This window comes from Collimonas sp. NPDC087041, assembly GCF_044745265.1.
GTDB lineage: Bacteria > Pseudomonadota > Gammaproteobacteria > Burkholderiales > Burkholderiaceae_D > Collimonas.
Genome location: NZ_JBIUZX010000022.1, coordinates 1 through 24,295, shown reverse-complemented (window position 1 = coordinate 24,295; position 24,295 = coordinate 1). Strand labels below are relative to the sequence as shown.

31 protein-coding genes are annotated in these 24,295 nt (G+C 52.8%); 21 read left to right on the top strand and 10 right to left on the bottom strand.

Annotated elements, in window-relative coordinates; genetic code table 11:
- The coding region (locus ACIPF8_RS24285; RefSeq protein ID WP_400426296.1) for a hypothetical protein at positions 1 to 231 on the top strand (231 nt) is incomplete at its 5' end.
- Between the two features lie 31 nt (positions 232 to 262).
- On the opposite strand, the gene ACIPF8_RS24280 is transcribed toward ACIPF8_RS24285, so the two are convergent.
- Positions 263 to 1,039 carry an enoyl-CoA hydratase gene (locus ACIPF8_RS24280; RefSeq protein WP_400426294.1) on the bottom strand — a complete coding sequence of 259 codons (777 nt, stop codon included), beginning with the start codon at positions 1,037 to 1,039 and terminating at the stop codon, positions 263 to 265.
- 232 nt (positions 1,040 to 1,271) lie between these two features.
- Here ACIPF8_RS24280 and ACIPF8_RS24275 point away from each other — a divergent pair, with 232 nt between their 5' ends.
- The gene (locus tag ACIPF8_RS24275) at positions 1,272 to 1,709 is read left to right on the top strand and encodes a universal stress protein (RefSeq protein ID WP_400426293.1); all 438 of its coding nucleotides are present in this window, start codon (positions 1,272 to 1,274) and stop codon (positions 1,707 to 1,709) included.
- Between the two features lie 45 nt (positions 1,710 to 1,754).
- Here the strand turns inward: ACIPF8_RS24275 and ACIPF8_RS24270 are convergent, their stop codons facing one another.
- Complete coding sequence (locus ACIPF8_RS24270; protein WP_400426291.1) at positions 1,755 to 2,954, bottom strand: murein transglycosylase A; 1,200 nt, start codon at positions 2,952 to 2,954, stop codon at positions 1,755 to 1,757.
- 12 nt (positions 2,955 to 2,966) lie between these two features.
- Between ACIPF8_RS24270 and ACIPF8_RS24265 the strand changes: the two genes are divergently transcribed.
- Positions 2,967 to 3,110: a hypothetical protein gene (locus ACIPF8_RS24265; RefSeq protein WP_164840407.1), complete on the top strand. Its 144-nt coding sequence runs from the start codon at positions 2,967 to 2,969 to the stop codon at positions 3,108 to 3,110.
- 2 nt (positions 3,111 to 3,112) lie between these two features.
- Here the strand turns inward: ACIPF8_RS24265 and apaG are convergent, their stop codons facing one another.
- Entirely contained in the window at positions 3,113 to 3,487 is a 375-nt protein-coding gene (apaG, locus tag ACIPF8_RS24260) for a Co2+/Mg2+ efflux protein ApaG (RefSeq protein ID WP_061532247.1), read from the bottom strand.
- Positions 3,488 to 3,644: 157 nt separating this feature from the next.
- On the opposite strand from apaG, the gene rpe reads away from it, so the two are divergent.
- From rpe to trpC, 6 genes are all read left to right on the top strand, one after another.
- Positions 3,645 to 4,310 carry a ribulose-phosphate 3-epimerase gene (gene rpe / locus ACIPF8_RS24255; protein ID WP_061532246.1) on the top strand — a complete coding sequence of 222 codons (666 nt, stop codon included), beginning with the start codon at positions 3,645 to 3,647 and terminating at the stop codon, positions 4,308 to 4,310.
- Positions 4,307 to 5,008 (top strand): phosphoglycolate phosphatase, encoded by a 702-nt coding sequence (locus ACIPF8_RS24250; RefSeq protein ID WP_400426290.1) that lies wholly within the window; start codon positions 4,307 to 4,309, stop codon positions 5,006 to 5,008. The genes rpe and ACIPF8_RS24250 overlap by 4 nt, the downstream gene beginning before the upstream one ends.
- A gap of 219 nt (positions 5,009 to 5,227) precedes the next feature.
- The gene (gene trpE, locus ACIPF8_RS24245) at positions 5,228 to 6,745 is read left to right on the top strand and encodes an anthranilate synthase component I (RefSeq protein ID WP_400426288.1); all 1,518 of its coding nucleotides are present in this window, start codon (positions 5,228 to 5,230) and stop codon (positions 6,743 to 6,745) included.
- Positions 6,745 to 7,314, top strand: coding sequence for an aminodeoxychorismate/anthranilate synthase component II (locus ACIPF8_RS24240; protein ID WP_400426287.1), 570 nt, complete (start codon positions 6,745 to 6,747; stop codon positions 7,312 to 7,314). The genes trpE and ACIPF8_RS24240 overlap by 1 nt, the downstream gene beginning before the upstream one ends.
- Positions 7,315 to 7,382: 68 nt before the next feature.
- A complete protein-coding gene (gene trpD / locus ACIPF8_RS24235; RefSeq protein ID WP_400426286.1) occupies positions 7,383 to 8,417 on the top strand; it encodes an anthranilate phosphoribosyltransferase in 1,035 nt (344 codons plus the stop codon).
- A 30-nt stretch (positions 8,418 to 8,447) separates the two neighbouring features.
- Positions 8,448 to 9,251 carry an indole-3-glycerol phosphate synthase TrpC gene (trpC, locus tag ACIPF8_RS24230; protein WP_400426285.1) on the top strand — a complete coding sequence of 268 codons (804 nt, stop codon included), beginning with the start codon at positions 8,448 to 8,450 and terminating at the stop codon, positions 9,249 to 9,251.
- A gap of 87 nt (positions 9,252 to 9,338) precedes the next feature.
- Here trpC and ACIPF8_RS24225 read toward each other — a convergent pair whose 3' ends face one another.
- From ACIPF8_RS24225 to ACIPF8_RS24195, 7 genes are all read right to left on the bottom strand, one after another.
- Positions 9,339 to 10,142, bottom strand: a complete 804-nt coding sequence (locus ACIPF8_RS24225) for a MetQ/NlpA family ABC transporter substrate-binding protein (RefSeq protein WP_400426283.1) — start codon at positions 10,140 to 10,142, stop codon at positions 9,339 to 9,341.
- Positions 10,143 to 10,259: 117 nt separating this feature from the next.
- Entirely contained in the window at positions 10,260 to 11,546 is a 1,287-nt protein-coding gene (locus ACIPF8_RS24220) for a carbohydrate porin (protein WP_400426282.1), read from the bottom strand.
- 233 nt (positions 11,547 to 11,779) lie between these two features.
- Complete coding sequence (locus tag ACIPF8_RS24215; protein WP_400426281.1) at positions 11,780 to 12,421, bottom strand: FMN-binding negative transcriptional regulator; 642 nt, start codon at positions 12,419 to 12,421, stop codon at positions 11,780 to 11,782.
- 92 nt (positions 12,422 to 12,513) lie between these two features.
- The gene (locus tag ACIPF8_RS24210; RefSeq protein WP_400426280.1) at positions 12,514 to 12,945 is read right to left on the bottom strand and encodes a GNAT family N-acetyltransferase; all 432 of its coding nucleotides are present in this window, start codon (positions 12,943 to 12,945) and stop codon (positions 12,514 to 12,516) included.
- A gap of 140 nt (positions 12,946 to 13,085) precedes the next feature.
- On the bottom strand, positions 13,086 to 13,550 hold the full coding sequence (gene yiaA, locus ACIPF8_RS24205) for an inner membrane protein YiaA (RefSeq protein ID WP_400426278.1): 465 nt from the start codon (positions 13,548 to 13,550) through the stop codon (positions 13,086 to 13,088).
- A gap of 199 nt (positions 13,551 to 13,749) precedes the next feature.
- Entirely contained in the window at positions 13,750 to 14,565 is an 816-nt protein-coding gene (locus tag ACIPF8_RS24200) for a DUF2145 domain-containing protein (RefSeq protein ID WP_400426277.1), read from the bottom strand.
- A gap of 9 nt (positions 14,566 to 14,574) precedes the next feature.
- Positions 14,575 to 15,018, bottom strand: a complete 444-nt coding sequence (locus ACIPF8_RS24195; RefSeq protein WP_400426276.1) for a hypothetical protein — start codon at positions 15,016 to 15,018, stop codon at positions 14,575 to 14,577.
- Positions 15,019 to 15,370: 352 nt separating this feature from the next.
- On the opposite strand from ACIPF8_RS24195, the gene ACIPF8_RS24190 reads away from it, so the two are divergent.
- From ACIPF8_RS24190 to ACIPF8_RS24135, 12 genes are all read left to right on the top strand, one after another.
- A complete protein-coding gene (locus ACIPF8_RS24190; protein ID WP_400426275.1) occupies positions 15,371 to 15,616 on the top strand; it encodes a hypothetical protein in 246 nt (81 codons plus the stop codon).
- 135 nt (positions 15,617 to 15,751) lie between these two features.
- Positions 15,752 to 16,501 (top strand): hypothetical protein, encoded by a 750-nt coding sequence (locus ACIPF8_RS24185; RefSeq protein ID WP_400426273.1) that lies wholly within the window; start codon positions 15,752 to 15,754, stop codon positions 16,499 to 16,501.
- A 221-nt stretch (positions 16,502 to 16,722) separates the two neighbouring features.
- A complete protein-coding gene (locus tag ACIPF8_RS24180) occupies positions 16,723 to 17,511 on the top strand; it encodes a hypothetical protein (protein ID WP_400426272.1) in 789 nt (262 codons plus the stop codon).
- Positions 17,512 to 17,635: 124 nt separating this feature from the next.
- Positions 17,636 to 17,959 (top strand): DUF3630 family protein, encoded by a 324-nt coding sequence (locus ACIPF8_RS24175; RefSeq protein ID WP_400426271.1) that lies wholly within the window; start codon positions 17,636 to 17,638, stop codon positions 17,957 to 17,959.
- 764 nt (positions 17,960 to 18,723) lie between these two features.
- A complete protein-coding gene (locus ACIPF8_RS24170) occupies positions 18,724 to 19,050 on the top strand; it encodes a hypothetical protein (protein ID WP_400426270.1) in 327 nt (108 codons plus the stop codon).
- Between the two features lie 231 nt (positions 19,051 to 19,281).
- Complete coding sequence (locus tag ACIPF8_RS24165) at positions 19,282 to 19,704, top strand: tetratricopeptide repeat protein (protein ID WP_400426268.1); 423 nt, start codon at positions 19,282 to 19,284, stop codon at positions 19,702 to 19,704.
- Positions 19,694 to 20,191: a hypothetical protein gene (locus ACIPF8_RS24160; RefSeq protein ID WP_400426267.1), complete on the top strand. Its 498-nt coding sequence runs from the start codon at positions 19,694 to 19,696 to the stop codon at positions 20,189 to 20,191. Before ACIPF8_RS24165 ends, ACIPF8_RS24160 begins: the two co-directional genes overlap by 11 nt.
- A 414-nt stretch (positions 20,192 to 20,605) precedes the next feature.
- Positions 20,606 to 21,427 (top strand): DUF2262 domain-containing protein, encoded by an 822-nt coding sequence (locus tag ACIPF8_RS24155; RefSeq protein WP_400426266.1) that lies wholly within the window; start codon positions 20,606 to 20,608, stop codon positions 21,425 to 21,427.
- Positions 21,428 to 21,550: 123 nt separating this feature from the next.
- Positions 21,551 to 22,006, top strand: coding sequence for a hypothetical protein (locus ACIPF8_RS24150; protein ID WP_400426264.1), 456 nt, complete (start codon positions 21,551 to 21,553; stop codon positions 22,004 to 22,006).
- A gap of 123 nt (positions 22,007 to 22,129) precedes the next feature.
- Positions 22,130 to 22,816, top strand: a complete 687-nt coding sequence (locus tag ACIPF8_RS24145; protein ID WP_400426262.1) for a hypothetical protein — start codon at positions 22,130 to 22,132, stop codon at positions 22,814 to 22,816.
- Between the two features lie 186 nt (positions 22,817 to 23,002).
- On the top strand, positions 23,003 to 24,055 hold the full coding sequence (locus ACIPF8_RS24140; protein WP_400426260.1) for an ankyrin repeat domain-containing protein: 1,053 nt from the start codon (positions 23,003 to 23,005) through the stop codon (positions 24,053 to 24,055).
- An 85-nt stretch (positions 24,056 to 24,140) separates the two neighbouring features.
- The coding region (locus ACIPF8_RS24135) for a DUF6678 family protein (protein ID WP_400426298.1) at positions 24,141 to 24,295 on the top strand (155 nt) is incomplete at its 3' end.

Sequence of the window (24,295 nt, the reverse complement as noted above, 5' to 3'; positions counted from 1 at the left end):
GGTTCGCGTCGCCGTCAAATCGTTTTGTTTGTCAGCAGCAGAGAGATGAGATTATGTAGCGTTTCAAGTTTTTCGTCAACTACTTTTTTACTACTCACCGAAAAACTTTTTACTTCCAACACAACCTGCAACCCGCTTTATTTCCCTCAAACTTCGCGTCCAAATCAGCCTCAATTACTCGCTGCTGCTTCGTTTTATTTCGCGTCGTTCTCAACGGGAGGCGAACTATAGCAAACCATTTCCCCCTATGGCAAGTGGTTTGTTAAATATTTTTGAAAACGGGTAAACGTTTTTCCAGGAAGGCATGCATGCCTTCTTTCTGGTCCTCTGTGGCGAAGGTACTGTGGAACATGCGGCGCTCATATTGAATGCCTTCGGCCAGCGTGGTTTCATAGGCGCGGTTGACCGATTCCTTGATCATCATGACCGCCGGCAGCGACATCGAGGAAATCACGATGGCCGCTTCCATGGCTTCCTGCAGCAGGCGCTCCAGCGGCACCACGCGCGATACCAGGCCGGCGCGCTCTGCTTCGGCGGCATCCATCATGCGTGCAGTCAGGCACATGTCCATGGCTTTCGACTTCGACACCGCACGTGGCAGCCGTTGCGTACCGCCGGCGCCCGGGATGATGCCCAGCTTGATTTCCGGCTGGCCGAACTTGGCGTTGTCGGCGGCGATGATGAAGTCGCACATCATCGCCAGTTCGCAGCCACCGCCCAGGGCAAAGCCTGCCACCGCGGCAATCACCGGCTTGCGCACGCTGCGGATCGCTTCCCAGTTGCGGGTGATGTAGTCGCCCTTGAATACATCCATATAAGAGAGGGCTGCCATACCGCCGATATCGGCGCCGGCGGCAAAGGCCTTGTCGCTGCCAGTCAGGACGATGCATCCGATTTCCGGATCGGCGTCAAACTGCAAAAGCGCAGTACCCAGCTCGCTCATCAATTGATCGTTCAGGGCATTCAGTGCCTTCGGACGGTTCAGATGGATCAGCCCGACTCGGCCTTGTGTCTCGACCAGGATATTTTCGTATGTCATTGGATATTCCATTTCATGTAAATCATTTGATGTTAATTGTAGCGCCACTGGATAAGGGATAGGATGACTCTATATATAGCAGCGCGCGCATCACAAGGAATTTATCAGGTTTCAGATTGTCTCTATCTAAGTAAGACATCTATCATTGTCGCTACCTAAGGTATCTATATTACCGAGAAGATCCCGAGATTTCGACCGATACCCGTTTTTCCTAACTAGAAGGAGGCTTTCCATGTTCAAGACCATTCTAGTCCCTACCGACGGATCGCATCTATCCGATAAAGCAATCGCCACCGCCATCGAATTTGCCAAATTCAGCAACGGCAAGATCATCGCCCTTTCCGTTGCCGAGCCCTACCCGTTCTCGCCGATGGCCGAAAGCACCATGGCCACCGACCCCGGCACCTATGAAGAGAACATGCTGGCGCTGGCGCAGTTGAATGTAAAAAAAGTCGCCGATGCCGCCAGAGACGCCGGCGTGCCGTGCGAAATGCTGACCGCCCAGGCATTCAATCCCGACGAAGAGATCATCAACGCCGCCGAGAAATACCATTGCGACGCGATTTTCATGGCATCGCACGGCCGCAGTGGCCTCAGTCGCTTGTTCTTGGGAAGTAAAACCCAAAGGGTGCTGGCCCATTCGACGATCCCGGTGCTGGTGCTGCGCTAAGCTTTAAGCAAACTTCGCGCAGCTTCATACCGGACCTGGCCGCTACTATCGAGTAGTGGCCAGCTTCGGCAACAGCAGCCACATCATGCCGCGCTGCTTCATCTTGCCGGCTTTCTCGCCTGCTTCATTACCAAAGCCCCAGAAGAAATCGGCCCGGACCGCGCCCTTGATGGCTCCGCCGGTGTCTTGCGCCACTACCAGCTGCTGCAGCGGAGCACCGCTATTGGGCTGGGTGGTCGACAGGAACACCGGGGTGCCGAGTGGCACGAACTGCGGATCGACCGCAATCGAGCGCTGCGGTGTCAGCGGCACGCCTTGCGCGCCTTTCGGCCCCTTGCTCGGATCGGTGACGATCTCTTCCTTGAAAAAGACATAGCTTGGATTGGCGTTCAGTAATTCCTGCTGCCGTCCCGGATTTGCCGCCAGCCAGGCCTTGATGCCTTGTGCGGAAGCCTGGGCCAGCGTCAGTTCGCCTTTATCGACCAGATAGCGGCCGATCGATTTGTACGGATAACCATTCTGGTCGGCATAGGCCACACGCACGATGCCGCCGGTGTCATTCAGCTGAACGCGACCGGAACCTTGCACCTGCAGGAAAAATGCATCGATCGGATCATCCACCCACAACAGCTCCTTGCCGACCAGCGCGCCGGACTTGTCCAGCTCGGCACGGTTTGCGTAAGGCACCACCTTGTTGCCAACCAGGCGGCCACGCAGTCGCAGCCCCTTCAATTCCGGATAAATGCTGGCCAGGTCGACCGTGATCAGATCGTCCGGCGCCCGGTAGATCGGCGTCTGGTAAGGGCCGCCGCGTTTGCGCGCGCCTTTCAACAACGGTTCGTAGTAGCCGGTGACCAGTCCGTTATCCGTGCCATCGGCATTAACAACTTGATAAGGCGTGAAAAAAGACTGGAAAAACGTGCGAATTGCTTTTTCGTTATTGCCATCCAGGTCGGCCGCAATCGCGCACGGCTCTTTCCAGTCAACCTTGCGTGCCTGAGTCGTGCAGGAAGTCAGGAAAGCCGGCAGCGCCTGGCGCAAATCGTCGCTGGCCCAGCCGGGCAACGCCGAAAACGTGGTTGCGCGCAGGGCGGCGCCGGGCGGCGTTGACGGCAGCGGCGCCGCTTCAGTCGGCCGCGGCGTTTCCTTGGGCGGTGGCGTGGTCAGGGGAGTGGTGGTGCAGGCAGCTAAACTGAAACCGATAATCAGGACAGAAACGGGTAGACTGATACGTTTAAATAGCATTTAGGATTCTTTATGTGGTTAGTGGCTCTTGAAGCGTGCTTCGCCTTCTTTGTGTTCGCATTCATTGTCTGGTGGACGATGTTTTCCGGTCGCAAGCCGGACCAAAAGCCGCCGGCCAAGCCGTTGCCGCCTAAAGACGACAGCAACGCCAAATAAATTCAGTGCAGGGTGCGCGGCAGCGACAGGACGAACTCGGGAATCCGCGCCTCGAACTGCTCGCCATCTTCGGCAACACAGAAATATTCGCCGGACATCGAACCCTGCGGCGTCGCCATCGAGGTGCCGCTGGTGTATTCGAATTGCTCGCCCGGCTGCAGCAGCGGCTGATGGCCGACCACGCCGAGTCCGCGCACTTCCTCGACATGGTTGTTGGCGTCGGTGATCACCCAGTGGCGCGAAATCAATTGCGCAGCGACCTGCCCGGTATTGCGGATCGTAATCGCGTAGGCGAATACAAAGTGCGAACTGTCGGGATCGGATTGCTCCTCCAGATACTGTGTCCTGACAGAAACGGTAAATTCATAGGCGGCCATGCTGGTTTCCTCGATTGGCACTGATTACTTTCAAAATGATTACAGCTAACGAGCCATTGCACACGAATTTACCCCAGGGCGCAAGCACCAAGGAAGCCAGACGCCTGCCTAAAGGGTAAAATAGCCCTCTTTTTTGCGCCTTCTCTGGATAGCCTTCATGCCAACCTATCGTATCGCCCCCAGCATTCTTTCCGCCGACTTCGCCCGCCTGGGTGAAGAAGTACGCAACGTTGTCCGCGACGGCGCCGACATGATCCACTTCGACGTGATGGACAACCATTACGTTCCCAACCTGACCATCGGCCCGCTGGTGTGCGAAGCGATCCGCCCGCACGTGCAGGTGCCGATCGATGTCCACTTGATGGTCAAACCGGTCGACCGCATCATTCCGGACTTCGCCAAGGCCGGCGCCAACATCATTACTTTCCACCCGGAAGCATCGGAACACATTGATCGTTCGCTGCAGCTGATCCGCGATCATGGCTGCAAGGCTGGCCTGGTTTTCAATCCAGCAACATCGTTGGATTACCTTGATTACGTGATGGACAAGATCGACATCATCCTGATCATGTCGGTCAACCCAGGCTTCGGCGGCCAGTCGTTCATCCCGGAAGCGCTCAAGAAGATTGCCGAAGCGCGCCGACGCATCGACGCCTCGGGGCGCGACATCATGCTGGAAGTCGATGGCGGCATCAAGATCGACAACATCGCAGCAGCCGCCAAGGCCGGCGCGGATACCTTTGTCGCTGGTTCGGCGATCTTCGGCAAACCCGATTACAAGTCCGTGATCGACAACATGCGCGCGGAACTGGCCAAAGTATGAGTACAGCAGCAGCGCCAGAAGTGATTGCCCTGAGCGGCATCGCCGCCGCCATCATCGACCTCGATGGCACCATGCTCGACACCGCGCCGGATTTCCGGGTCGCGGTGAATCGCATGCGCGCCGAGATGGATCTGGCGCCGCTGGAACAAAAAACCATCGTCGACTTTGTCGGCAAAGGCAGCGAGAACCTGATTCGCCGTGTGCTGGCGGTCGATTTTCCAGCGCCACAAGTCGAGCAGCATTTCGACGCAGCGCTGGCTTCCTACCAACGCCATTACGAAATCGTCAACGGCACCCATGCCAGCCTGTATCCTGGCGTGGTCGAGGGCTTGCAGGCGATGCGCGACAAGGGCTTGCGGCTGGCGTGCGTCACCAACAAGCCGTTGGTGTTCGCCTTGGCGCTGTTGGAGAAAACCGGACTGCGCGATTATTTCGAACTGGTTTACGGCGGCGATTCGTTCCCGCGCAAGAAGCCGGACCCGATGCCGCTGCGGGCGGTTTGCGCCGATTTCGAACTGGAACCGGCGCAGGTAGTCGCCATCGGCGATTCCAGCAACGACGCCCAGGCGGCGCGCGCAGCCGGTTGCCGGGTGTTCAACGTGCCGTATGGCTACAATCACGGCGAATCTATACAAGATGTCGATTCCGATGGTATAGTCGCTTCACTGCTCGTTGCAGCACATCATATTTCAACCTGATTCGATTTACTTAACACCTCTCGATCTCTCATGTTCGTCAACAAAAAACTTCATGTCCTCCTAGCCGCCCCCGGGGCCTGGCTATGGCGACGCTGGCAATCCTGGGCTAACTGAACCCACTGATCGCCGCTGCCTGTCCATTTCTTAAACAATAGAAATCCTGGCAACGTTTTTTGTAATGAACCACCGCTGTTTTACAATAGCGGTCTGGAGAGAAACATGACCGAACTCGAATTCAAATCGCTGGCCACGCAAGGCTACAACCGCATTCCGCTGATCGCAGAAGCCTTTGCCGATCTCGAAACCCCATTGACGCTGTACCTGAAACTGGCGCAAACCCAGCACACCGGGAAAAATACCTTCCTGCTGGAATCGGTAGTCGGCGGCGAGCGTTTCGGACGCTACTCGTTCATCGGCTTGCCGGCCTCGACGCTATTGCGCAGCTATGGCACGCGGATCGAAGTGGTCAAGGACGACAAGGTCATCGAAACCCGCGAAGGCAATCCGCTCGATTTCATCGCCGAATTCCAGTCGCGCTACAAAGTCGCGCTGCGCCCTGGCCTGCCGCGCTTTTGCGGTGGCCTGGCCGGTTATTTCGGTTACGACACGGTGCGCCATATCGAAAAACGCCTGGCTGACTCGACGCCGAAAGACGATCTTGGACTGCCCGATATCCAATTGCTGCTGACCGAAGAACTGGCCGTCATCGATAATCTGTCCGGCAAGTTGTACTTGATCGTCTATGCCGATCCGACCCAGCCGGAAGCCTTCTCCAAAGGCCGCCAACGCCTGAAAGACTTGCGCAACATGCTGCGCCGTCCGGCCGATGCGCCGGTGACTTCGGCTTCGGTGCGTACCGAAACCATTCGCGACTTCAAGAAAGACGATTACCTGAAGGCTGTCGCCAAGGCCAAGGAATATGTGATGGCGGGCGACCTGATGCAAGTCCAGATCGGCCAGCGCATCAAGAAACCGTATGTCGATTCGCCGCTGATGCTGTATCGCGCGCTGCGCTCGCTGAATCCGTCGCCGTACATGTACTTCTACAATTTCGGCGACATGCAAATCGTCGGCGCCTCGCCGGAAATCCTGGTGCGCAACGAACAAACCTCGGCGCCTAAAGCTGGCAGCGGCGAAAGCAAGCGCAAGGTCACGATCCGTCCATTGGCTGGCACCCGGCCGCGCGGTTCGACTCCCGAGCAGGATGAACAACTGGCAACCGAGCTGCTTGCCGATCCGAAGGAAATCGCCGAACACGTGATGCTGATCGACCTGGCCCGTAACGACATCGGCCGCATCGCCGAAACCGGCAGCGTCAAGGTCACCGATCAGATGGTGATCGAAAAATATTCGCATGTGCAGCACATCGTCTCGAATGTCGAAGGCGAACTCAAATCCGGCCTGTCCAACCTGGATGTCCTGAAAGCCACGTTCCCGGCCGGCACCTTGTCCGGTGCGCCGAAAGTGCGCGCCATGGAAATCATTGATGAACTGGAGCTGACCAAGCGCGGTATCTACGGCGGCGCGTGCGGCTACCTGTCGTTCGGCGGCGAAATGGATGTCGCCATTGCGATCCGTACCGGCGTCATCAAGGATGGCATGCTGTATGTGCAGGCCGCAGCCGGCATCGTCGCCGATTCGGTGCCCGAGATGGAATGGCAGGAAACCGAAAACAAGGCGCGCGCGGTACTGCGCGCGGCGGAACAGGTGCAAGACGGACTGGATGGAGAAATCTGATGCTGCTAATGATCGACAACTACGATTCCTTCACCTACAACCTGGTGCAATACTTCGGCGAGCTGGGTGAAGATGTACGTACTTTCCGCAACGACGAAATCACGCTTGAAGAAATCCAGGCCCTGAAACCGGACCGTATCTGCCTGTCGCCAGGACCATGCAGCCCGAAGGAAGCCGGGATTTGTGTTGAATTGTTGCAGCAATTTGCCGGCAAGCTGCCGATACTCGGCGTTTGCCTGGGCCACCAGGCCATCGGTGAAGCGTTCGGCGGCAAGGTAATTCGCGCGCAACAGGTCATGCATGGCAAGACCTCGCCGATCACCCACACCGGCGTCGGCGTATTCAAGGATTTGCCTAGCCCGTTCACAGTAATTCGCTATCACTCGCTGGCAATCGAGCGTTCCTCGATTCCAGATTGCCTGGAAATCACGGCATGGACCGATGACGGTGAAATCATGGGCGTGCGGCACAAGGATTACGATATCGAGGGCGTGCAATTCCACCCTGAATCGATCCTGTCGGAACACGGTCATGCGCTGCTGCGTAACTTCGTGCAAAGAACCGCCTGAATTCGTAGCACCGGCGCGCCCGCTGCCTGACACGGCGCGCCGCCCTCCTCATTCGTAGCAAGGAAATCATGCCAATCACCGAACAAGAAGCCCTGTTGCGTTGCATTGAGCATCGCGAAATCTTTCACGACGAAATGCTGTCGCTGTTCCGTCGCATCATGCGTGGCGAAATGTCGCCGCTGATGATCGCCGCGCTGACCATGGGCCTGCGCGTAAAGAAAGAAACCATCGGCGAAATCGCCGCGGCCGCTCAGGTCATGCGCGAATTTGCCACACCGGTTCCGTGCCGCGACACCGCCAATCTGGTGGATATCGTCGGCACCGGCGGCGATGGTGCGCAAACTTTCAATATTTCGACGGCATCGATGTTTGTCGCTGCTGCCGCGGGCGCCCGCGTCGCCAAGCATGGCGGCCGCAGCGTGTCTTCCTCGTCCGGCAGCGCAGATGTATTGGAATCGTTTGGCGCCAATATCAACCTGACGCCTGCGCAAGTCGCGCAATCGATCGAGCAAACCGGTATCGGCTTCATGTTCGCGCCGAATCATCACGCGGCGATGAAACACGCGGCGCCGGTGCGCAAGGAACTGGGCGTGCGCACGATTTTCAACATCCTGGGACCGTTGACCAATCCGGCCGGTGCGCCGAATATCCTGATGGGCGTATTCCACGCCGACCTGGTCGGTATCCAGGTGCGGGTATTGCAGCGGCTCGGTGCGCAACACGCTATTGTGGTGTGGGGGCGCGACAATATGGATGAAGTTTCGCTCGGCGCCGGCACCATGGTGGGCGAGTTGGTCAACGGCGAAATCCGTGAGTATGAAATTCATCCGGAAGATTTCGGCTTGCAGATGATCGCCAGCCGTAACCTGAAAGTATCCAACTCAACCGAATCCAAGCAAAAAGTGCTGGAAGCGTTGGAAGATCAGCCGGGCCCGGCGCGCGACATCGTCGCCATCAATGCCGGCACTGCCTTGTATGCCGCTGGCGTTGCCAGCTCGATCGCCGATGGACTGGACAAAGCGCGGGCAGCCATCGCCTCGGGCGCGGCTCGGGCCAAGCTCGATCAGTTCGTGCAGGTCACGCAAACCATCGGCGCTGGCTGATCGTCCCCATTTGTCGCAAAGGAAATACATATGTCCGATATCTTGAATAAAATCCTCGACGTCAAAGCCGACGAAGTGGCTGCGGCGAAAAAACACCAGGACTTTGCCAGCCTGCGTCGCGAAGTGGAATCCGATGCCGAAGCACGCGCCGGCTTGCGCGGTTACGAGGCAGCGCTGCGCGCCAAGGTCGCAGCGGGCCACGCTGGCGTTATCGCTGAAGTCAAAAAGGCGTCACCTTCCAAAGGCGTGATCCGCGCCGACTTCCGTCCTGCCGAGATTGCCGTCGATTACGCTGCGCATGGCGCTGCCTGCTTGTCGGTACTGACCGACGTTCAGTTTTTCCAGGGCGCGCCAGAATATCTGCAGCAGGCGCGTGCCGCCTGCACGCTGCCGGCGCTGCGCAAGGATTTCATGATCGATCCGTATCAGGTGTACCAGGCACGCTCGTGGGGCGCCGATGCGATCCTGCTGATCGTCGCCGCGCTGGATCACGGTTTGATGGCGGAAATGGAAGCTGTCGCCCATGAGCTCGGCATGAGCGTATTGGTGGAGGTGCATAATGCCGACGAACTGAACGCGGCATTGAAGCTGAAGACCAAGCTGCTCGGCATCAACAACCGCAATCTGCGCACTTTTGAAACGTCGCTGCAAACCACGCTGGATCTGTTGCCGAATATTTCTCCAGACAAGCTGGTAGTGACCGAATCGGGTATTCACACACGGGATGACGTCAAACGCATGCGCGATGCCAACGTCAATGCCTTCCTGGTTGGCGAAGCATTCATGCGCGCTGCGCAGCCGGGTGTCGAACTTGGTCGCCTGTTCGATAACTGAAAACGACAAGTTTCTCAGTTGCTGGCCCATCAACCCTGATGGGCCAGCGAATGACTAAAGAGCTAGAATCAATTGAGCTAGAATCAATTAAAAGGCTGGAATCAGCGAGCCTTTGAATTCGGTCTCGATGAATTTCCGCACCTCTTCCGACTGATACGCCTTGACCAGTTTCTTCACCCACGGCTTATCCTTGTCGTCCGCCCGCGTGGCAATCAGATTGGCATAAGGCCCCCGGGCATCTTCCACCGCAATCGTATCGCGTTGCAACGACAAACCCGCCTTGAATGCGTAATCGTTGTTGATCGATGCCGCCGCCAGATCGTCCAGCGAACGCGGTAGTTGTGCGGCGTCCAGTTCGATCAGCTTGAGTTTCTTCGGATTCTCGATCACATCCAGCGGCGTTGCATTGACGCCGTTTTCACCGACACCAGGTTTCAGCTTGATCAAGCCGGCTTTCTGCAACAACAGCAAGGCCCGATTGCCGTTCGACGGATCGTTCTGGATGCCGATGCTGGCGCCTACCGGTAACTGATCGACGTTTTTATATTTCTTCGAATAGATCCCCAGCGGCGCCGTCAGCGTCAACCCGACCGGCACGATCTTGTAGCCGCGCGCCTTGATCTGGCTGTCGAGGAAAGGCTTGTGCTGGAACGCGTTGGCGTCCAGGTCGCCGGCGGCCAAAGCTTCGTTCGGCTGCAGGTAATCGCTGAAGGTGATGATCTGGATGTCGAGGCCGTCGCGCGCAGCCACTTTCTTGACTACTGCGAAGGTTTGCTCGGCGTTACCTACCGAGACGCCGACCTTGATCTTGGTTTTATCCTGCGCGTAAGCGCCGGCGACAGCGGTGACCAACAATAAGATGGGCAATGTCTTGAGGATGAGGCGACGCATTTTTTCTCCGTGATGATGTGCTGAAAGCGATAAATCGCGATATTCACACATCCCTCGGCAAGCGCTAACGAAGAAATTTGCATGTCGATATACGGTGCTGCCGCGCCGATCGGCAAGCTAGAATTCCGCATGCAGCCGCAGCGAACCAACCAGCACTGGCCCGCGATCGGCGTTGTACGCAGGATTGCAGATGCGCTGCAAGTCGGCGGTCAGCGATATCCCCTTGCGCAAGCTGAAGTTGTAATAGGCTTCCAGGATGCGTTCCGGCTGGTAGTTCAAGCGGCCATCGCCAATGAACACGCCAAGTCCGCCGGCCGCCAGGTAATCCTGATGCGCCTTGCTCAAGCCGTTCTGGATGAAGGCGACGCCGACCGTATCGTTGTCGCGATGCCAGCTACTGCCCTTGAGCGCCAGGCCGGTACTCACCGAGCGTTCGATTTCGGTAAAGGAGAAAGTTTCGGTTTTGCCGTCGTTCCAGCTGGCGCGGGTAAAGAAACCGAGATCGCTGCTCAGGCTCTGTTCGAGGTTGATGCCGTAGCCCTGCTTGACGCTGGCCTTGCGCACCTGCGCCACGTCGGGCGTGCCGCCATGGGAAGCGGCATACGCCAGGGCATCCGAGAAACTCCCCATGAATTCCTTGTTGCGGAATGCCAGCACCCGGATTTTTCCCGGCTGGCCGCTGATCGTGTGATCATGCTCAAGTTCAATCTGGTCGGCGTGGAACTTGGTGATGCGCGTGTCCAGACGCTGGCCGTTCGATTCGAGCGGCACCATGAAACGGCCGGCGCGCAAGACCCAGTCATCGTAATAATATTCAGCCGCCGCGCCCCAGGTATAGCCGCGTGTGTCGCCGGCATAGTCGTAGGCGCCATAGGTTGACAGCGCCCAGTTCAGGAATTGCGTGCGGCCGTCGTGGGCGTAAGCATTGTTGTCGAAGATATCGAGAATGCTCATGTTGCCCACGGTCAGAACCAGGCGGCGCTTGTCGACCATCCCTGCCAACTGGTTTTGTGCCGACTCCACCGCTTCCCGCTCTCCTCCCAGCCCCCAGGTTTGGCGCAGAAAAAGCCTGGCGCGATAAAACGTCGGGTTGGGTCCGCTGGATTTTTGCTGTTCTGAATCGACCATGCCACCCAATCCGGTCAAGCCGGACATCGGCACCGCTTGCACCACTTCAGGATCGAAATAAATCTCGCCGCCGCGCCACAAACGCATACCGAGGAACAACGTGCCAGAAAACGAATAGCCCTTTTCAGCCTGGGTGCCCAAACTGTTGGTCCCAGAGTAAGCGGCGTCGAAAGACGGCTTCTTTTGCCAGATATACGTGGCCTGCCCTTTGAGGTTCCAGGACTCTTCCTCAATCTCATCTGCGTGTGCAAGTAATGGCAATACCGAGGATGCCATCAGCAGCATGCCAAACAAAAAGCGGCCTACGGATGTTGGCGTAAAGCCTGAAACCGGATCTGCAGAACGGGATGATGTCGGAAGTTGATTGAGTGGCATGAAATTTGGATGCGGGCGGAATACCGTGCAACTGGCGCTGCACGGCAAAGCCACGATATTACAGTAGCCATGACAGCGACCGGACGCAACCCACCCAGAGTGTTGCGGCTACGCCTCAATCCGCCCCATATCAATCAATCTGTCGTCTTGCCCGCTTCGACCAATGCCGCCATCGCGTGAAACTCATCGCCGTCACGCGCACGCAAGCCATCGATCACTCCTGCCTGATTGCGCGCCGGCTGGTTCTGGCTGACTTTCCACTTGCCGGACAGCCTGGTGATGACAATCTCAATGCCGACGATGGCGCCCATCAGCTTCTCGGTGTAGTCATGCGGCGCATCGGATACCTGCCATGGCGCTGGAAACGCGGCTTCGTTGTGCGCAGTCAGCGCCGTCAAGTGCGTCCGCAGCCAGCTTACGTCATCGATAATGCGCAATGTCCCATAGGCATGCGCGACCGCATAATTCCAGGTCGGTACAACCTTGCCATTTTCCGCTTTGGTCGCATACCAGGATGGCGTAATGTAGGCATCCGCCCCCTGGAATATCGCCAGCACCTCGACGTCTTTTTGATAATCACTCCACAGCGGATTGGCGCGCGCTACGTGTCCATGCAGCGTGCCAAATGGCCCAGGCTCCGCAGACAGCAACAATGGGATGTGATTGGCGTTGATCCCGCTCGATGCAAGAGTGACAAGTGTGGACAATGGCCGCGCACGAATCAGGTCGTGCAGGACTTCCAGGCGCGGCTCATCGAATTGCTTGGGAATATACATGACGGTCAATGCTGCTCTGAGGGGGTGGATCGGGATAAATCAGCTGCGCACCAAGTACAAACTGGAAGCGCTAATAGAATATACCGCCCAGGCTAAAAAGTGGCGACATATACATTTGGCGCAAAACGCTCCATCAGCGATTGCGGCTTGAGCGGCGCAGTAAAACCGAACTTGGCGTACAAACCATGCGCCGTACTTGTCGCCAGCATGAAGCGCCGCAAACCTTGCAAACGGGGATGCTCCATCACGGCAGCCATCAGTGCCGCGCTGTAGCCATTGCCCCGATGTTCCTCAAGCACAAACACGTCGACCAGATAGGCGAACGTCGAATAATCGGTAATGACGCGCGCATAACCGACTTGCGCGCCATCCAGCAACAATCCGAAATTCAACGAATTGCGGATCGCCTCCTCCACCGTCTTCAATGGGATGCCGCTAGCCCATGCCGACTCCTGCGACAAAAACCGATGGATAAGCGGAATGTCCAGTTCAACCGGCTCGGTGGTGATACGCAATTTCTCCATTCGGGGTCCTTATCGTTAGTCAATTACGAAAGAAATGATGCCAGCCGATTAGCATACCCCCGAATGAAAAAAAATGCCTCACATCATGATGTGAGGCATGTGTTTTCTGCGCGTCCCCATGCGCCGGCAAATCTGGAAAATCAGTCGTCTTGAGGCTTGGCTCCGGCGTTTTCCGAAATCGGCAAGAATTCAGTTTCATGTACGCGCGACGTCATGGCTTGCATGTCGCGGGTATTTTTTTGCACGGCGATCGCACCAAACAAGGCAAGGACAAAGGACATGCCATAGAAACCTTTTTCGCTCGGAGCAAGGCTGGCGTTGAACAGTCCGACGCCGAGCAGCAGAACGGCAAGGATGACTGAAAGCCAGCTCAAGCCATAATAAATGGCTGTTACCGGGATGCCTTCCAGCCTGTCGCGGACGCTCTTTTGCACCGAAACCGCCGCGAACAGGCCATACACCAGCACCGTGAAATAGTAACCGCGCTCATTCAGCTGCATTTGCGCATTGAACAGGCCGATCAGATAAGAGATAAAACCGACAAAGAGCGCAACCCATGAGGACGCGATGAAGGCAAAAGATGGTTGGTGAGATGACTGATTCATGTACGGATTGTCTTTGCAAAAAAAATGCATCGGTTGTCCGCGACTGCCGCCAATCTGGAACGCACGTTCCTCATGCCGTCAGTTGCGAATGCGATGAACTTGGGTGTGGAAAAATCAAAAAATTAGAGATGCATCGAAATGGCGCTGCGTATTGACAGGACTTGATGCATTGACGCGCCAAGTCCTAGGATATGTCGTCTTAATTTGGCAACGGAGTAAGCTTGGGCTCGGGTATCGGAATCAATTTCACGGCAGGATCGATTTTCTGCATGAATTGAGTCATCGAAACCACCGTCACGATATCGATCTTGTCGGCGAATCGCCGTTCGTTAGGATGATCGTCAAAAGCCACATTCGCGCGAAACATGCGACCGCCCAAACGGGTCATCGGTCCCAGCTTCAGCGTCGTCGGCTCATAGCCCATCAACTTCAGCCATTGCTGCGCCTTTTCCCGGCTGTCGATCTTGAGGTTGTCGGCATACATCACGGTGAGCAGTTCCAATACCCATTGGTTCGAGTTTTCGTAACGCGTCGCGAACGGGTATGCCAGCATGTTGTAATCCGGCGTAAACAGGGCCAGATACTGCGCCGGGTCCTGCAGTTTGCTCAGGATTTTTTGCTGCCCCGCCGCCGACGGAATAATCAGCAACGAGTCGTAGCTGAACAAATCATCCAGGAAAAAATTCGCCAAGCCCTCCTTCCAGATCGCGGAATGCGCGGTACCGCATTCGTTCAGCAAATGCATGGTGCGCCAGTTGCCGGACGCCGGGTCTTTGAGCACAAAGGCTATATGCGAATAGCGCAAGCCGTATTTCGAAAGATCCTGGCCAACCCGGGCCAACAAGGCCACCTGCGGCTGTTCTTTATCCAGCTCCGCAGCAAGATCGCTGGCGCTGTTGAAGGCCATGCGTACCGAGTCCGGGCGTGGCGGCGTGTCGGAACAGGCTTGTCCGGCAAAGGCCGCGCCATGCAAGGCAAAACCGAGGGCGATGCTGCATGAAAATCGACGCAACATGTTCGCCCCTTATTTGGAAAGTTTGGATTGATAGAGCAATTCCTGGCCGACTGCGTTAGGAATGAAAGCCAGGATTTTCCCAGATACCACCAGCGAATAACCGGTTGCCTCAGAAACCGCTTTGACGCCACTGCCGACCGCAACACTGGCATCGCGCGCAAGCGAGGCAGTTGTCTTGAAAACGGCCTTGCTGCCGTTGACGGTATTTTGAACAATGATCTGCACCGCTTCACCGGCTGTCGTCACAACGCCAACGACGATAAACGCCGATCCGGTAACAAAAAAGGCACTTGCGGCAATCGGACCGCCTTCAATCGACGCCAGCGGCGACGCCGCAATACTGGCAGCTCCCGCACTCACTTCCTGACTGCCGTCAGCGGCATGTGCCGGCGAATTAATCCCTCCCAGGACAACCAGACACAACAACGTAATACGCAAATTTTTCAGCTTCATAGTTTCATTCCATCGTTAAAATTATTATTGCTTTCTTTATGACAACCCTTAGAATGGTTTCATAATTAACAAATAATTTCTATAGGAAAATCCCCAAAATTAACAATTACCAAATAAATTTATTCCTGAAAATTAGCCTCGGGATGAGGGAGATCAGACGAAGAAACGCCACAACTTCAGACCTCGCTGCATATTCCGGAAACGTTGATCACTGTGCCGATAGTCGTTGACCGGTTCAACTACGTTTCGCTGGCATTGATCAGGCCGAAGGATCTGTTGCTGTCACATATTGTTAGCCACGGCGAGCCACAGTGGGCCAGGAACGGACGTAGATACTTAACAGAAGACGCATATGAATCTTCATATAATCTATACAGCAGCCGCAGTACTGATATCAAAAAAACGATACGAATCGTGGCAGGGAGTTCAGGATGAGTATCCTGACTACAGAGCATCGCTCGGCCCTTGGAGTATTAAAGAAACAGAGGAGTATTTGGACGATGAATATCAAAAAATTTATCCTTCAGCGTCAGAGCAATTGCGTGGCTTCGCCAAATCATCCAATACAGTTCACATCGTTTCATTTTCTCAAATATGAAAACGAGATATCCCATTGACTGCGGTGGGTGAAAACAGAAGGCGGTAATCGGCCAGGAACGGACGGTCGGCGTCGATGCCAGATTAATGAGAAGGTAGTCAAGTTTGTGAAGTCGATTTTAATAAAAAATACATTATGACTACATTTAGTGCTCCCGTTTTAATAGTCAAATTAGGTGTATTAGCAGTACTAGTTTTCGCATTGTTGGGTAGCGGGTGCAAAGAACAAATTCCTCCAACCAACACGGATCCATATAACCGACTGCACGGCATTATCAATGATGGGAAGACGGTAAATGAGATCACGCTGATCAATGGTAGTAATGGAAACCGCCCAAAGCTACGTTTCCCGTCGACGATCAGGGTAGATGTTGATACGCATGGATCGCATGACACGAATCCAGCGGCGATACGCATGGGGTTTGCTACCGAGACATGGATTGATTTGGATATCAACGGAGAGCACAACCTTGTGCCTCAGGTAAAGAAGCACTCTGATTCGATTCAAATTAGATTCAGCGCAAGTGTTGGTCCTGCCAAGGCAGATTGGATAGCGGAGAGACTTGGAGAAATAGATAAACGATCGATCAGGACGACAGACAAGCCGGAATGGGGATTGCGCGAATATTCTATAGGCGATCCTAAGACTGGTGATATTTGGCGGTATGAATACGTGCCATTAGACGAAAGCTTCCGTTCGGTCGATGGCACTAGGATGTGGTTCTCTTGCAATGGCGGTGCGTCAAAACCTGATCATTGTATGAATAGCTTTAATTCCACTGATGGATTAAGCATAGTGTATGTTTATGAGCCAAGTCTTCTCTCGTACTGGCGTCAAATTCATCAGGAAGTTCTTACATTCGCTGATTCGATCTTCGTTAAATAAGCCAAATAAAAATACATCATGACGACATTTACTGCTGCTTAAATTGCCAAAATTATCTACGCGGAGGACAGAAGTCGGGGTCAGGTCTTGCAATGACATATTGCTCAAGTACTAGAGCAAAAAAAATGTGTCGGTGCAAGACCTGACCCCGGCGTCTTGCTGACCCCGGCGTCTTGATGCCTAAGTTGCCGTCGATCCAATAACTCTTCCTATATTTTCCAATGAAAATCTCTCCTTTTGTCTGCATAGTCGCTTTGATTTCTGCGCTAACGATTTGCAGTGTTGATGCAGCTGCCGATTCGATGGCACAAGAAAAATTATCCCAGGCAGTTGCTTTAATGCAGGCACAAAAATTTGCCGAGGCGTTGCCAATTTTGGAAGAGTTGAAAAGCACCAACCCGTCTTCCGGCGTTTTTTGGAACATGGGTATTGTCGCCGCAGAGACTGGCGATAGCGCAAAAGAATTGGAGGCATGGCTTGCGTATCGAGAAATTATGCCAAACGATTGGAGGGGTAGAAGCAAGTTAATTCAAGCCTACCAGGCGCTTGGAAATATTGAAGCAAGAGACCGCGAACGTGCCGACTTGATTGCTTTATGGAAGTCAGGGAACGACAAAGAATTGAGTTCCCAAGCGCTTTATTGTCGCGAGAAAATCGTTGTAAATGGCCAGAAGGCATTGGCTTTTGAATACTTTAATCCATCCGGTTCGTATATGGTTTTGTACTCATTCATTGCTTTGTCTGCGTCTGGACAGCAAAGTTATAAGATTTCTCTAGGTAGTTATGACAGCCAGAATCAAATTGCGTTAGAGATGGGCGAACGCCCTAAAGAAAAACGTTATTATCACCTTGACGTTTATCGCACTGTTGGTCAAGTTGCGGTTCACGAAAACCACGCGGCTTTCATTGGCGAACCGAATTACGACGTAATTCGTCCTCGGGTTCAAAATATATTAGCTGGAACAAGTAAGCCCGTTTCCAGTTCAACTCGACCGGTTGCGTCAAATTAATTTTGAACCTTACTTTCCTCTTCGAAAAAAAAACAAATGTCGATTTAGGTGAAAAATCAACCTGTCGTGACCGACTCAAAACGACCAACAACGGACATCTACCACACCCACCGAACGAAGTGCTATGAAGAATCTGAGTTTGAATTTATCTTCTGATTTATCGATATTGGAAATAACTTCCGACGCAGATGGGTTGCTATTTAACGATATCGCGAAATATCTTGAAACCGCGCTTAATGGAAAGTGGACAGAGAAAGTCACCGGTTTGGACCAGCGCTATTGGGATTTAACAGTTGGCTCAACGGTATTAACTCTGCACCTTGAACACTATTTTGGAATATCGCTGTTTGTAGCAAAGGAGACAGAAACTGCGGTATCCAGGCACTTGCTTCAGCAAGCGTATGAACTCCTTTCTCAGCAAATTATTTCATTGAAAAGTATCGACTGAAGTTGCGAATTAAATGTCTGTGGCCGCCAATTGCGGTCAATGAGGTTTGCGTCCAGATTTCGAATAAAACCCGAATTTGAAAATGAAAAACCTCGAAATATATATATCAAGGTTCCTGCATAACTTTCTTCCCCTGCCTACGCTCCTGCGAGTTTCTTGGGTATGGAGCGTTGCTGGATTGATTGTTGCGGTAGCCAGTTTTTTGCGCCATCGTATCCGGTGGGGATTTTATGCTTCTACTTTTTCATTGCATGGATTTTGTGGGTTGGGTGCGCATGGGTTGATAGTTCACGGGGAAGCTGCTGCGCATTTTTTATCTATGGCTCTCGATAGACTTGTCAATTTTAGTCTGCTTTCTTTCCCTAGCGAGCTCCGCTGGTGACGTCACCAATTCCCAGGGTTCGGAAATGGTTTGGGGGATAGCATATCTTCCATCGATTTTGCCATTTGGATTGATTGTCAATGCACGACCAGTAAGTTTTGATTTACTGACGGTTGGGCTAATGAACATTAGCGTAAATATACTGGGCCCAGCCTTTGGGCATGTGTTTGGTACGTGGGCACTATTGTCATTGGTCTCGATGATTCAGTGTAGCTTGGTCGTCGGCTTGATGTACTTCCTCCGCTGGATTAATAAGATTTTTCTTGGAGTCGGCAATGCGACCTGAGAATCCTATATCTCCGGACAGCTATCGGTCGAGCCAGCTACGGCATCGAATAGTGATAACACATTCACCGATGCATGATAATTGGTTCAAATTACAATGAGAATTCCACACGACATCGAAACGGAAATTTACTTTCTAACGCCTGCCGAAGGCGGCAGGCGTTCCCCTGCATTTGATGACTATCGTCCACAGTTTTACTACGATGGACGTGATTGGGATGCTAGACACATTTATCCTGATGTCAAACAAGCCAATCCTGGAGATACCGTCAGAGCTTTTTTGGGATTCCTGAGTCCGGCAGAACACATTGGGAAGATTTATCCCGATATGATGTTCGAAATTCGGGAGGGTACACGAACTGTAGGTAGAGGAAGAGTGATCCGAATTATTGAGCTAGAAGAGTCGGCAACTCGTTTTAATTAAAAGAACCCGTGACGTCTGATATGAATGTCTGCTTCGGAGAAATCCGATGGGCCGCTTAGGGTCGAAATCGACCTGTTGCAGTCGGCTCAAAACGGCCAGTAGCCGTCACTGACGAATTCCGCCCAAAGCGGACATCTGGATGCCATCGTCGTATGCTAGCCGAAAGCCCAAAATGTAAGGCCCGCTTACCTATGAGACTTATCAAACATATGACGGATGGAGCATCCTACAATGCAGTTACCTGACAACATCCATAAAGAAATCGCTGCACTATGTAGCAGCGGTGATGAGTTGGTACGAACAAGCAAACTCGTTGAAGCAAAGCAGAAATACATTGAAGCGCTAAAATTGCTTCCGTCGAATCCGATTGAATGGGAAGCCGCCACATGGATATATGTCGCTATTGGTGATGTGCATTTCTCTCTACGAGATTTCGAGAAAGCATTTAGGTGTTTCGTCAACGCAGTTCAGTGCCCAACAGGTCTAGGAAATCCATTTATTCATTTACGGCTGGGCCAAATTTATTATGAGAAAAATGATTTGGACAAAGCGGCGGACGAATTGGCGAGAGCTTATATGGGAGCGGGAATGGATATCTTTCTTGCGGATGACCCGAAATATCTCGACTTCTTAGAGACGAGAATTGAAATTTGATACGGATATGCGAGCACAAACTACAGCGACATTATTGCAATTAGAAGAAGCAAACTGGTTTTCGGCCATTGGAGCGACTGACTCACGAGCTGTGATTGCCGTAGCTAACTGGGATGAGGCGATTAGACATTGCTCATCAATAGACTGGGGAAATCTCTGCCTTGAAGCTGCAAACCAATTCAGAGCACGCGTCGGAGAGAGAGCGCCAGAACGATTGGCTCAATGGAACGAGGTCGCACGGACCGTAAAAACACACTCAGTTCCTTTGGTTAAACGCAAGATTGTAGAAGTCGTCACATCGAATTCCTTGCCTCAGTCTTTCGAAGATTCTGTTCAATGGGATATTCTCAATGTCTGTATGGAGGCAGAGTATGCCGACATATATCCGCCTGGTTTTTATGCCAGTCAAGCATATTGGTATGTTAAAGGACATTTTCCATGTGGATGGAAGGGTGTTTTTCCGAAAGGGGCGCTTGTAATTTATTGAGGCGTTGACGGACCTCTTCCTGTTCCAAACCGTCCGAAAGCGGCCAATATACGAGCGTGCGTATTTTGAAGAATTAAGGAGTGAGAATGGAATGGTTGGAACCTTGGTGGTCCACAGAAAATTTCGATGAAAACTTCCACGAGGGCTTTAAAAGGCAACTCAAATTGGAAGTGGCTCCAGACCATGTAATGTACGCACTTCCAGTCAGGCTTATTGCCAGAGGTACTGGCGACGACGCGCTGTTCAAGATTCTTGACGGTACAGGTCGTGTAGCATGCGTTCATCTCACGTGGTCCAAATCTGAGGAGCGTCCGCCATGGCCCGGAACAACAATTTACCCGAGCCTTGATGCTTGGGACATACAATGTATGCGTCTCGAACACAAAGATTGGTCGGAAGGATAATTTCTAACTTATGGAAAAGATACTTGGTGATTTGATTGAACGTGAACGCTTGATGTATGACCGGTTCTCCCTTGCCCCTAAGACTCTGGTGACCGGTGTCATCAGCGCAACAGGCGTCGTTTGCGGAAGGTTGCGAGGACAGGAATTGTGGTCAATGACAGTGCGTTTGGATGCGTGGCGTATAGGCAATGGTCCCATCCGAATTGAGCGCTTGGTCATTCACAAGAAAATGAACGACGACGAATTGCGTCAGTTGAAGGCAGTTATTCGACCAAATAGCATATTCAGCGCGATTGTCCGACTGGACGAGGACGCTCCGAACTATCCCCAAGCTCTCTACGAGGTATCCGCACCGTACACTCCAGTAGATGTGGAACTGGAAGATTACGTGCATCAAATGTCTAAGACGGTAACGATAGAAAGTGACCAGTTCGGCACGTTTACGCTGGACCGACGTTTAGGCTGGTTTCTGGGTAAATTGAGTTGGAACGGTAGTCAGGTGGATTTGAATCTAGGAACTGACCAATTGGAAGAAATGGACGGAGCACTGAAGGTTGCAACGCACCTTTTCAATGAGACTTCTATCTGGAGCTCATGCATTACTACCTATGCTGCGGAAAATTTGTTACCACTTAAAAACGACAGCTGGTTGCGGGATGACGAAGCAGAATTAACGATAGATGAGTTCCAATCCAAGATGCATTTGAGAGGAATAACAGTATATCCAAATGGAGCTTTCGATTTCGAGTACAACGACGGCGGCTTGTTTTGGGGACATGCAATTTCGGTGAGCGGAACGATTCACAGTGGGCCGACGCGAGCTGAAATTTAGGATAATTGGGAATTAAGTTGAATCCGATGCGACCGTTAGCCTAGCATTTCAATCATCCGCTAGTTTCGTCGCGTATCGGCCACTACCGGACAGTGGATAGCGATTTCTAATCGCATGCAAAACATGACTAAAACCGCAGTCTCATTAACTACCAAATTTGCGAATATGCAGAAACTTTCGGTTAGGTATATGCCCGGCTTTCAGAAGGATCTTACTTCCTGGGACATGACCATCGATTCAGTCGGGAAATTTCGCCAGACAATAAATGTGTGCCGCTACAATCCGCTTGAGCGATACGTAGAAGAATATCAAGGCGATATTCCGTCCGCGATATTAGATGAGTTACTAATTTATACTGAAGCTCTCGACGTGGCTGATATAACAGAGTTCGTGAACAGCGTGGCCATGGAGGATGTGGAGGATATCGAAATCCGGATTGGCGAAGAACGGTTCACAGCACCTCTTGATTGGCTCTTGTCTCGCAGAAAAAAGGGGGAAAGTTTCCCCAAATCTGTTGTCACGGCAATTGAGCTTTGGTCAAGAATATTGCCACTTTCTAGATATATTGCGCGTAGCTAGTCATTAGCTGGGACTACGTTGGTAGCCGGTCCAATTCGGCCAGGAGCAGTCCTTCATGCTTCCGTTACACCATCAATTTTCGATGGAAAATAACACCCTTCAGGTAATTCTTGAGGCAATCGCATGGAAAATATTTTCACTTCCGGCTGTAAAGAGTTTGGGCATCCCGAGTTCCGCATTGAGTTCGATGCGAACGGAATATTGAATTCAGACGCTTCTTTCTTTGGAGATCTGCTCACGCAGATGGTTCGAGAGGGGAGGCGTTTTGAAAATGATCAGTCTGTTCAAATTGGCTGGTCTTTCACAAAAGTGATCCTTGAGGGGGACGGATTCTTAACTTTCAGAGAACCTGATTTTAAGTCCATGCCGATTGTTTGGCAGAGAGGGCTTACGAATACTTTGCGACATATGCGTCTTCACAAAGATGTGCTGGAAAGCCTTCTATCAAAAGAATTTCTTGCTATTCCATCGCTGCGTGAAAGCTGCATTATTTGCACCAATCTGAATGGTACAGGCCGCATGATGATGGACCGCCAGGAGCCGCAGGCAGGAATTTCAGGATGGTTTTTTGGGTGCCTTGATAAAGAACACGATCATAACAACGTTCAATTTTTGCGTAAGGTGTCACTTTATGAAGCTGTGGTGAATCATGCTCCAATGACTTTAGGATATCTTGGTCTCCCAGCTGGGATTTTGGTGCTTCTCGGAAATGGCGCACCGTCTTTCGATCATGAAGGGCATACACTCGAAATACTGAAAGGGTCATATTTGGATGCGGTTTTCGGCAGCGGAACCGAGTATCAATCGTAAATTTTCTTCGATTAACTGTTAGATGGCTGCGTAGAAGAGGGAGGCTGTCTACTGCGGGGCGAATCAATCTGTTGCGAGCGGCTCAAGGCGGCCAAAAGCAGAAGTAGCCGAAGTTTCCTACTAACGGACATTGACGCCGAGGTAGCATGCGCAACATCGTGGTCTTGATATTACAAAGGATGATCCATGGCTAAGGCCAAAAAGAAGCTTCTGCCGAAAGATTTCGAAGATTTGCTTAAAAAGGGCGATCTAGCCGAGCTGAAGGCTGTTTTCGATACGTGCGACATTAACGCTCGGGGTGGATATGCTAAACAGAGCGCACTCGCCTTCGACGATTGTCCAGACACGCTTGCCCGATGGCTTATAGCTCAGGGGGCGGATCTCACAGCGACTGACACTTGGGGTAACACTCCCTTGCACGCTCGCTCACGTAGCCGGCAGGGTAGAATTGAAGCTTTGCTGCAATTGGGTGCAGACGTCGACAGCAAAGATTCCTCCAGCGACACCCCGCTCCACGCCGCCGCGAGTAGTCACAACACCCGGAATTCCCGTTTGCTCATTGAGCACGGGGCTCAAGTCGATTCCGTAAACGGACGTGGACAAACACCCCTTGAGTTGGCACTACAATCTTGCAATAACATTGATCTAGAGCAGATGGTGCCTCTCGCCGAGGACTTCTTTGCGGCGGGTGCAAAGAAGACTCCTCGGATGAGGGATTCTGTTGGGGAGATAGGTAAACGTTTCGAGTTCCATCGAAACGGATTCAATCCCGATAGTGTTGACGCAGTGAGCAATGCGTTGGACCAGCTCTATGCGCTCTTCGACGTTCCGCCGGTACCGCGTCGCAGGGATCACGACGGCAACATGCCCATCGTCGTGACAGCGACCGAATGGCATAAGCAACACGAAGAATTGTGGGACTTGCTGGTCCCCTCCAAGGGATACGCAGCCACAGTTCAGGGGGAAGTTATTCGAATATCTGGACGAATTGCGCATGAGCTCGACGATAACGGGGGTATCAATTGGGATGCAGATTTCAACACCATGGCGGATGCCTTACTCAAGCATGTTCACGAGGGTAATCCACTGTCATCGTCTGACCTGTCGGAAGTCGCGAAGCTCGTTGCTGGAGTCAAGCGTAAATCTGGAGATATGGGACGACTGGGCAAGCTAGCAGTGACTTGGGTGCTCTCGAATCCACAGCCGTTCAAATTGGCGCCGCCAACCTATACACGCTAGTTAGCTTGCTAGCTGTCGCGTAAGATGACCGGCGCAATTCGGCCAGCTGCGGACATTCGTATCCACCATCAACTAGGCGCTCTATATGTCCCCTGTCATGAACAACACGAAGTGGGAGGAACTGAGATTCGGTATGAGCGTGCTCGGCACACTATCACCTCGGTTTCGCGCGCGCAATTTGCATAGTGGATATGTCAGTGCGTGGGATGGGGAATGGTTCCACCACTTCTATGGACACCA

Excerpts from the sequence above, each read along its gene's own strand:
- ACIPF8_RS24280 (WP_400426294.1), bottom strand. The coding sequence starts at position 1,039 with ATGACATACGAAAATATCCTGGTCGAGACACAAGGCCGAGTCGGGCTG.
- ACIPF8_RS24275 (WP_400426293.1), top strand. The coding sequence starts at position 1,272 with ATGTTCAAGACCATTCTAGTCCCTACCGACGGATCGCATCTATCCGAT.
- ACIPF8_RS24270 (WP_400426291.1), bottom strand. The coding sequence starts at position 2,954 with ATGCTATTTAAACGTATCAGTCTACCCGTTTCTGTCCTGATTATCGGT.
- ACIPF8_RS24265 (WP_164840407.1), top strand. The coding sequence starts at position 2,967 with ATGTGGTTAGTGGCTCTTGAAGCGTGCTTCGCCTTCTTTGTGTTCGCA.
- apaG (WP_061532247.1), bottom strand. The coding sequence starts at position 3,487 with ATGGCCGCCTATGAATTTACCGTTTCTGTCAGGACACAGTATCTGGAG.
- rpe (WP_061532246.1), top strand. The coding sequence starts at position 3,645 with ATGCCAACCTATCGTATCGCCCCCAGCATTCTTTCCGCCGACTTCGCC.
- ACIPF8_RS24250 (WP_400426290.1), top strand. The coding sequence starts at position 4,307 with ATGAGTACAGCAGCAGCGCCAGAAGTGATTGCCCTGAGCGGCATCGCC.
- trpE (WP_400426288.1), top strand. The coding sequence starts at position 5,228 with ATGACCGAACTCGAATTCAAATCGCTGGCCACGCAAGGCTACAACCGC.
- ACIPF8_RS24240 (WP_400426287.1), top strand. The coding sequence starts at position 6,745 with ATGCTGCTAATGATCGACAACTACGATTCCTTCACCTACAACCTGGTG.
- trpD (WP_400426286.1), top strand. The coding sequence starts at position 7,383 with ATGCCAATCACCGAACAAGAAGCCCTGTTGCGTTGCATTGAGCATCGC.
- trpC (WP_400426285.1), top strand. The coding sequence starts at position 8,448 with ATGTCCGATATCTTGAATAAAATCCTCGACGTCAAAGCCGACGAAGTG.
- ACIPF8_RS24225 (WP_400426283.1), bottom strand. The coding sequence starts at position 10,142 with ATGCGTCGCCTCATCCTCAAGACATTGCCCATCTTATTGTTGGTCACC.
- ACIPF8_RS24220 (WP_400426282.1), bottom strand. The coding sequence starts at position 11,546 with ATGGCATCCTCGGTATTGCCATTACTTGCACACGCAGATGAGATTGAG.
- ACIPF8_RS24215 (WP_400426281.1), bottom strand. The coding sequence starts at position 12,421 with ATGTATATTCCCAAGCAATTCGATGAGCCGCGCCTGGAAGTCCTGCAC.
- ACIPF8_RS24210 (WP_400426280.1), bottom strand. The coding sequence starts at position 12,945 with ATGGAGAAATTGCGTATCACCACCGAGCCGGTTGAACTGGACATTCCG.
- yiaA (WP_400426278.1), bottom strand. The coding sequence starts at position 13,550 with ATGAATCAGTCATCTCACCAACCATCTTTTGCCTTCATCGCGTCCTCA.
- ACIPF8_RS24200 (WP_400426277.1), bottom strand. The coding sequence starts at position 14,565 with ATGTTGCGTCGATTTTCATGCAGCATCGCCCTCGGTTTTGCCTTGCAT.
- ACIPF8_RS24195 (WP_400426276.1), bottom strand. The coding sequence starts at position 15,018 with ATGAAGCTGAAAAATTTGCGTATTACGTTGTTGTGTCTGGTTGTCCTG.
- ACIPF8_RS24190 (WP_400426275.1), top strand. The coding sequence starts at position 15,371 with ATGAATCTTCATATAATCTATACAGCAGCCGCAGTACTGATATCAAAA.
- ACIPF8_RS24185 (WP_400426273.1), top strand. The coding sequence starts at position 15,752 with ATGACTACATTTAGTGCTCCCGTTTTAATAGTCAAATTAGGTGTATTA.
- ACIPF8_RS24180 (WP_400426272.1), top strand. The coding sequence starts at position 16,723 with ATGAAAATCTCTCCTTTTGTCTGCATAGTCGCTTTGATTTCTGCGCTA.
- ACIPF8_RS24175 (WP_400426271.1), top strand. The coding sequence starts at position 17,636 with ATGAAGAATCTGAGTTTGAATTTATCTTCTGATTTATCGATATTGGAA.
- ACIPF8_RS24170 (WP_400426270.1), top strand. The coding sequence starts at position 18,724 with ATGAGAATTCCACACGACATCGAAACGGAAATTTACTTTCTAACGCCT.
- ACIPF8_RS24165 (WP_400426268.1), top strand. The coding sequence starts at position 19,282 with ATGCAGTTACCTGACAACATCCATAAAGAAATCGCTGCACTATGTAGC.
- ACIPF8_RS24155 (WP_400426266.1), top strand. The coding sequence starts at position 20,606 with ATGGAAAAGATACTTGGTGATTTGATTGAACGTGAACGCTTGATGTAT.
- ACIPF8_RS24150 (WP_400426264.1), top strand. The coding sequence starts at position 21,551 with ATGACTAAAACCGCAGTCTCATTAACTACCAAATTTGCGAATATGCAG.
- ACIPF8_RS24145 (WP_400426262.1), top strand. The coding sequence starts at position 22,130 with ATGGAAAATATTTTCACTTCCGGCTGTAAAGAGTTTGGGCATCCCGAG.
- ACIPF8_RS24140 (WP_400426260.1), top strand. The coding sequence starts at position 23,003 with ATGGCTAAGGCCAAAAAGAAGCTTCTGCCGAAAGATTTCGAAGATTTG.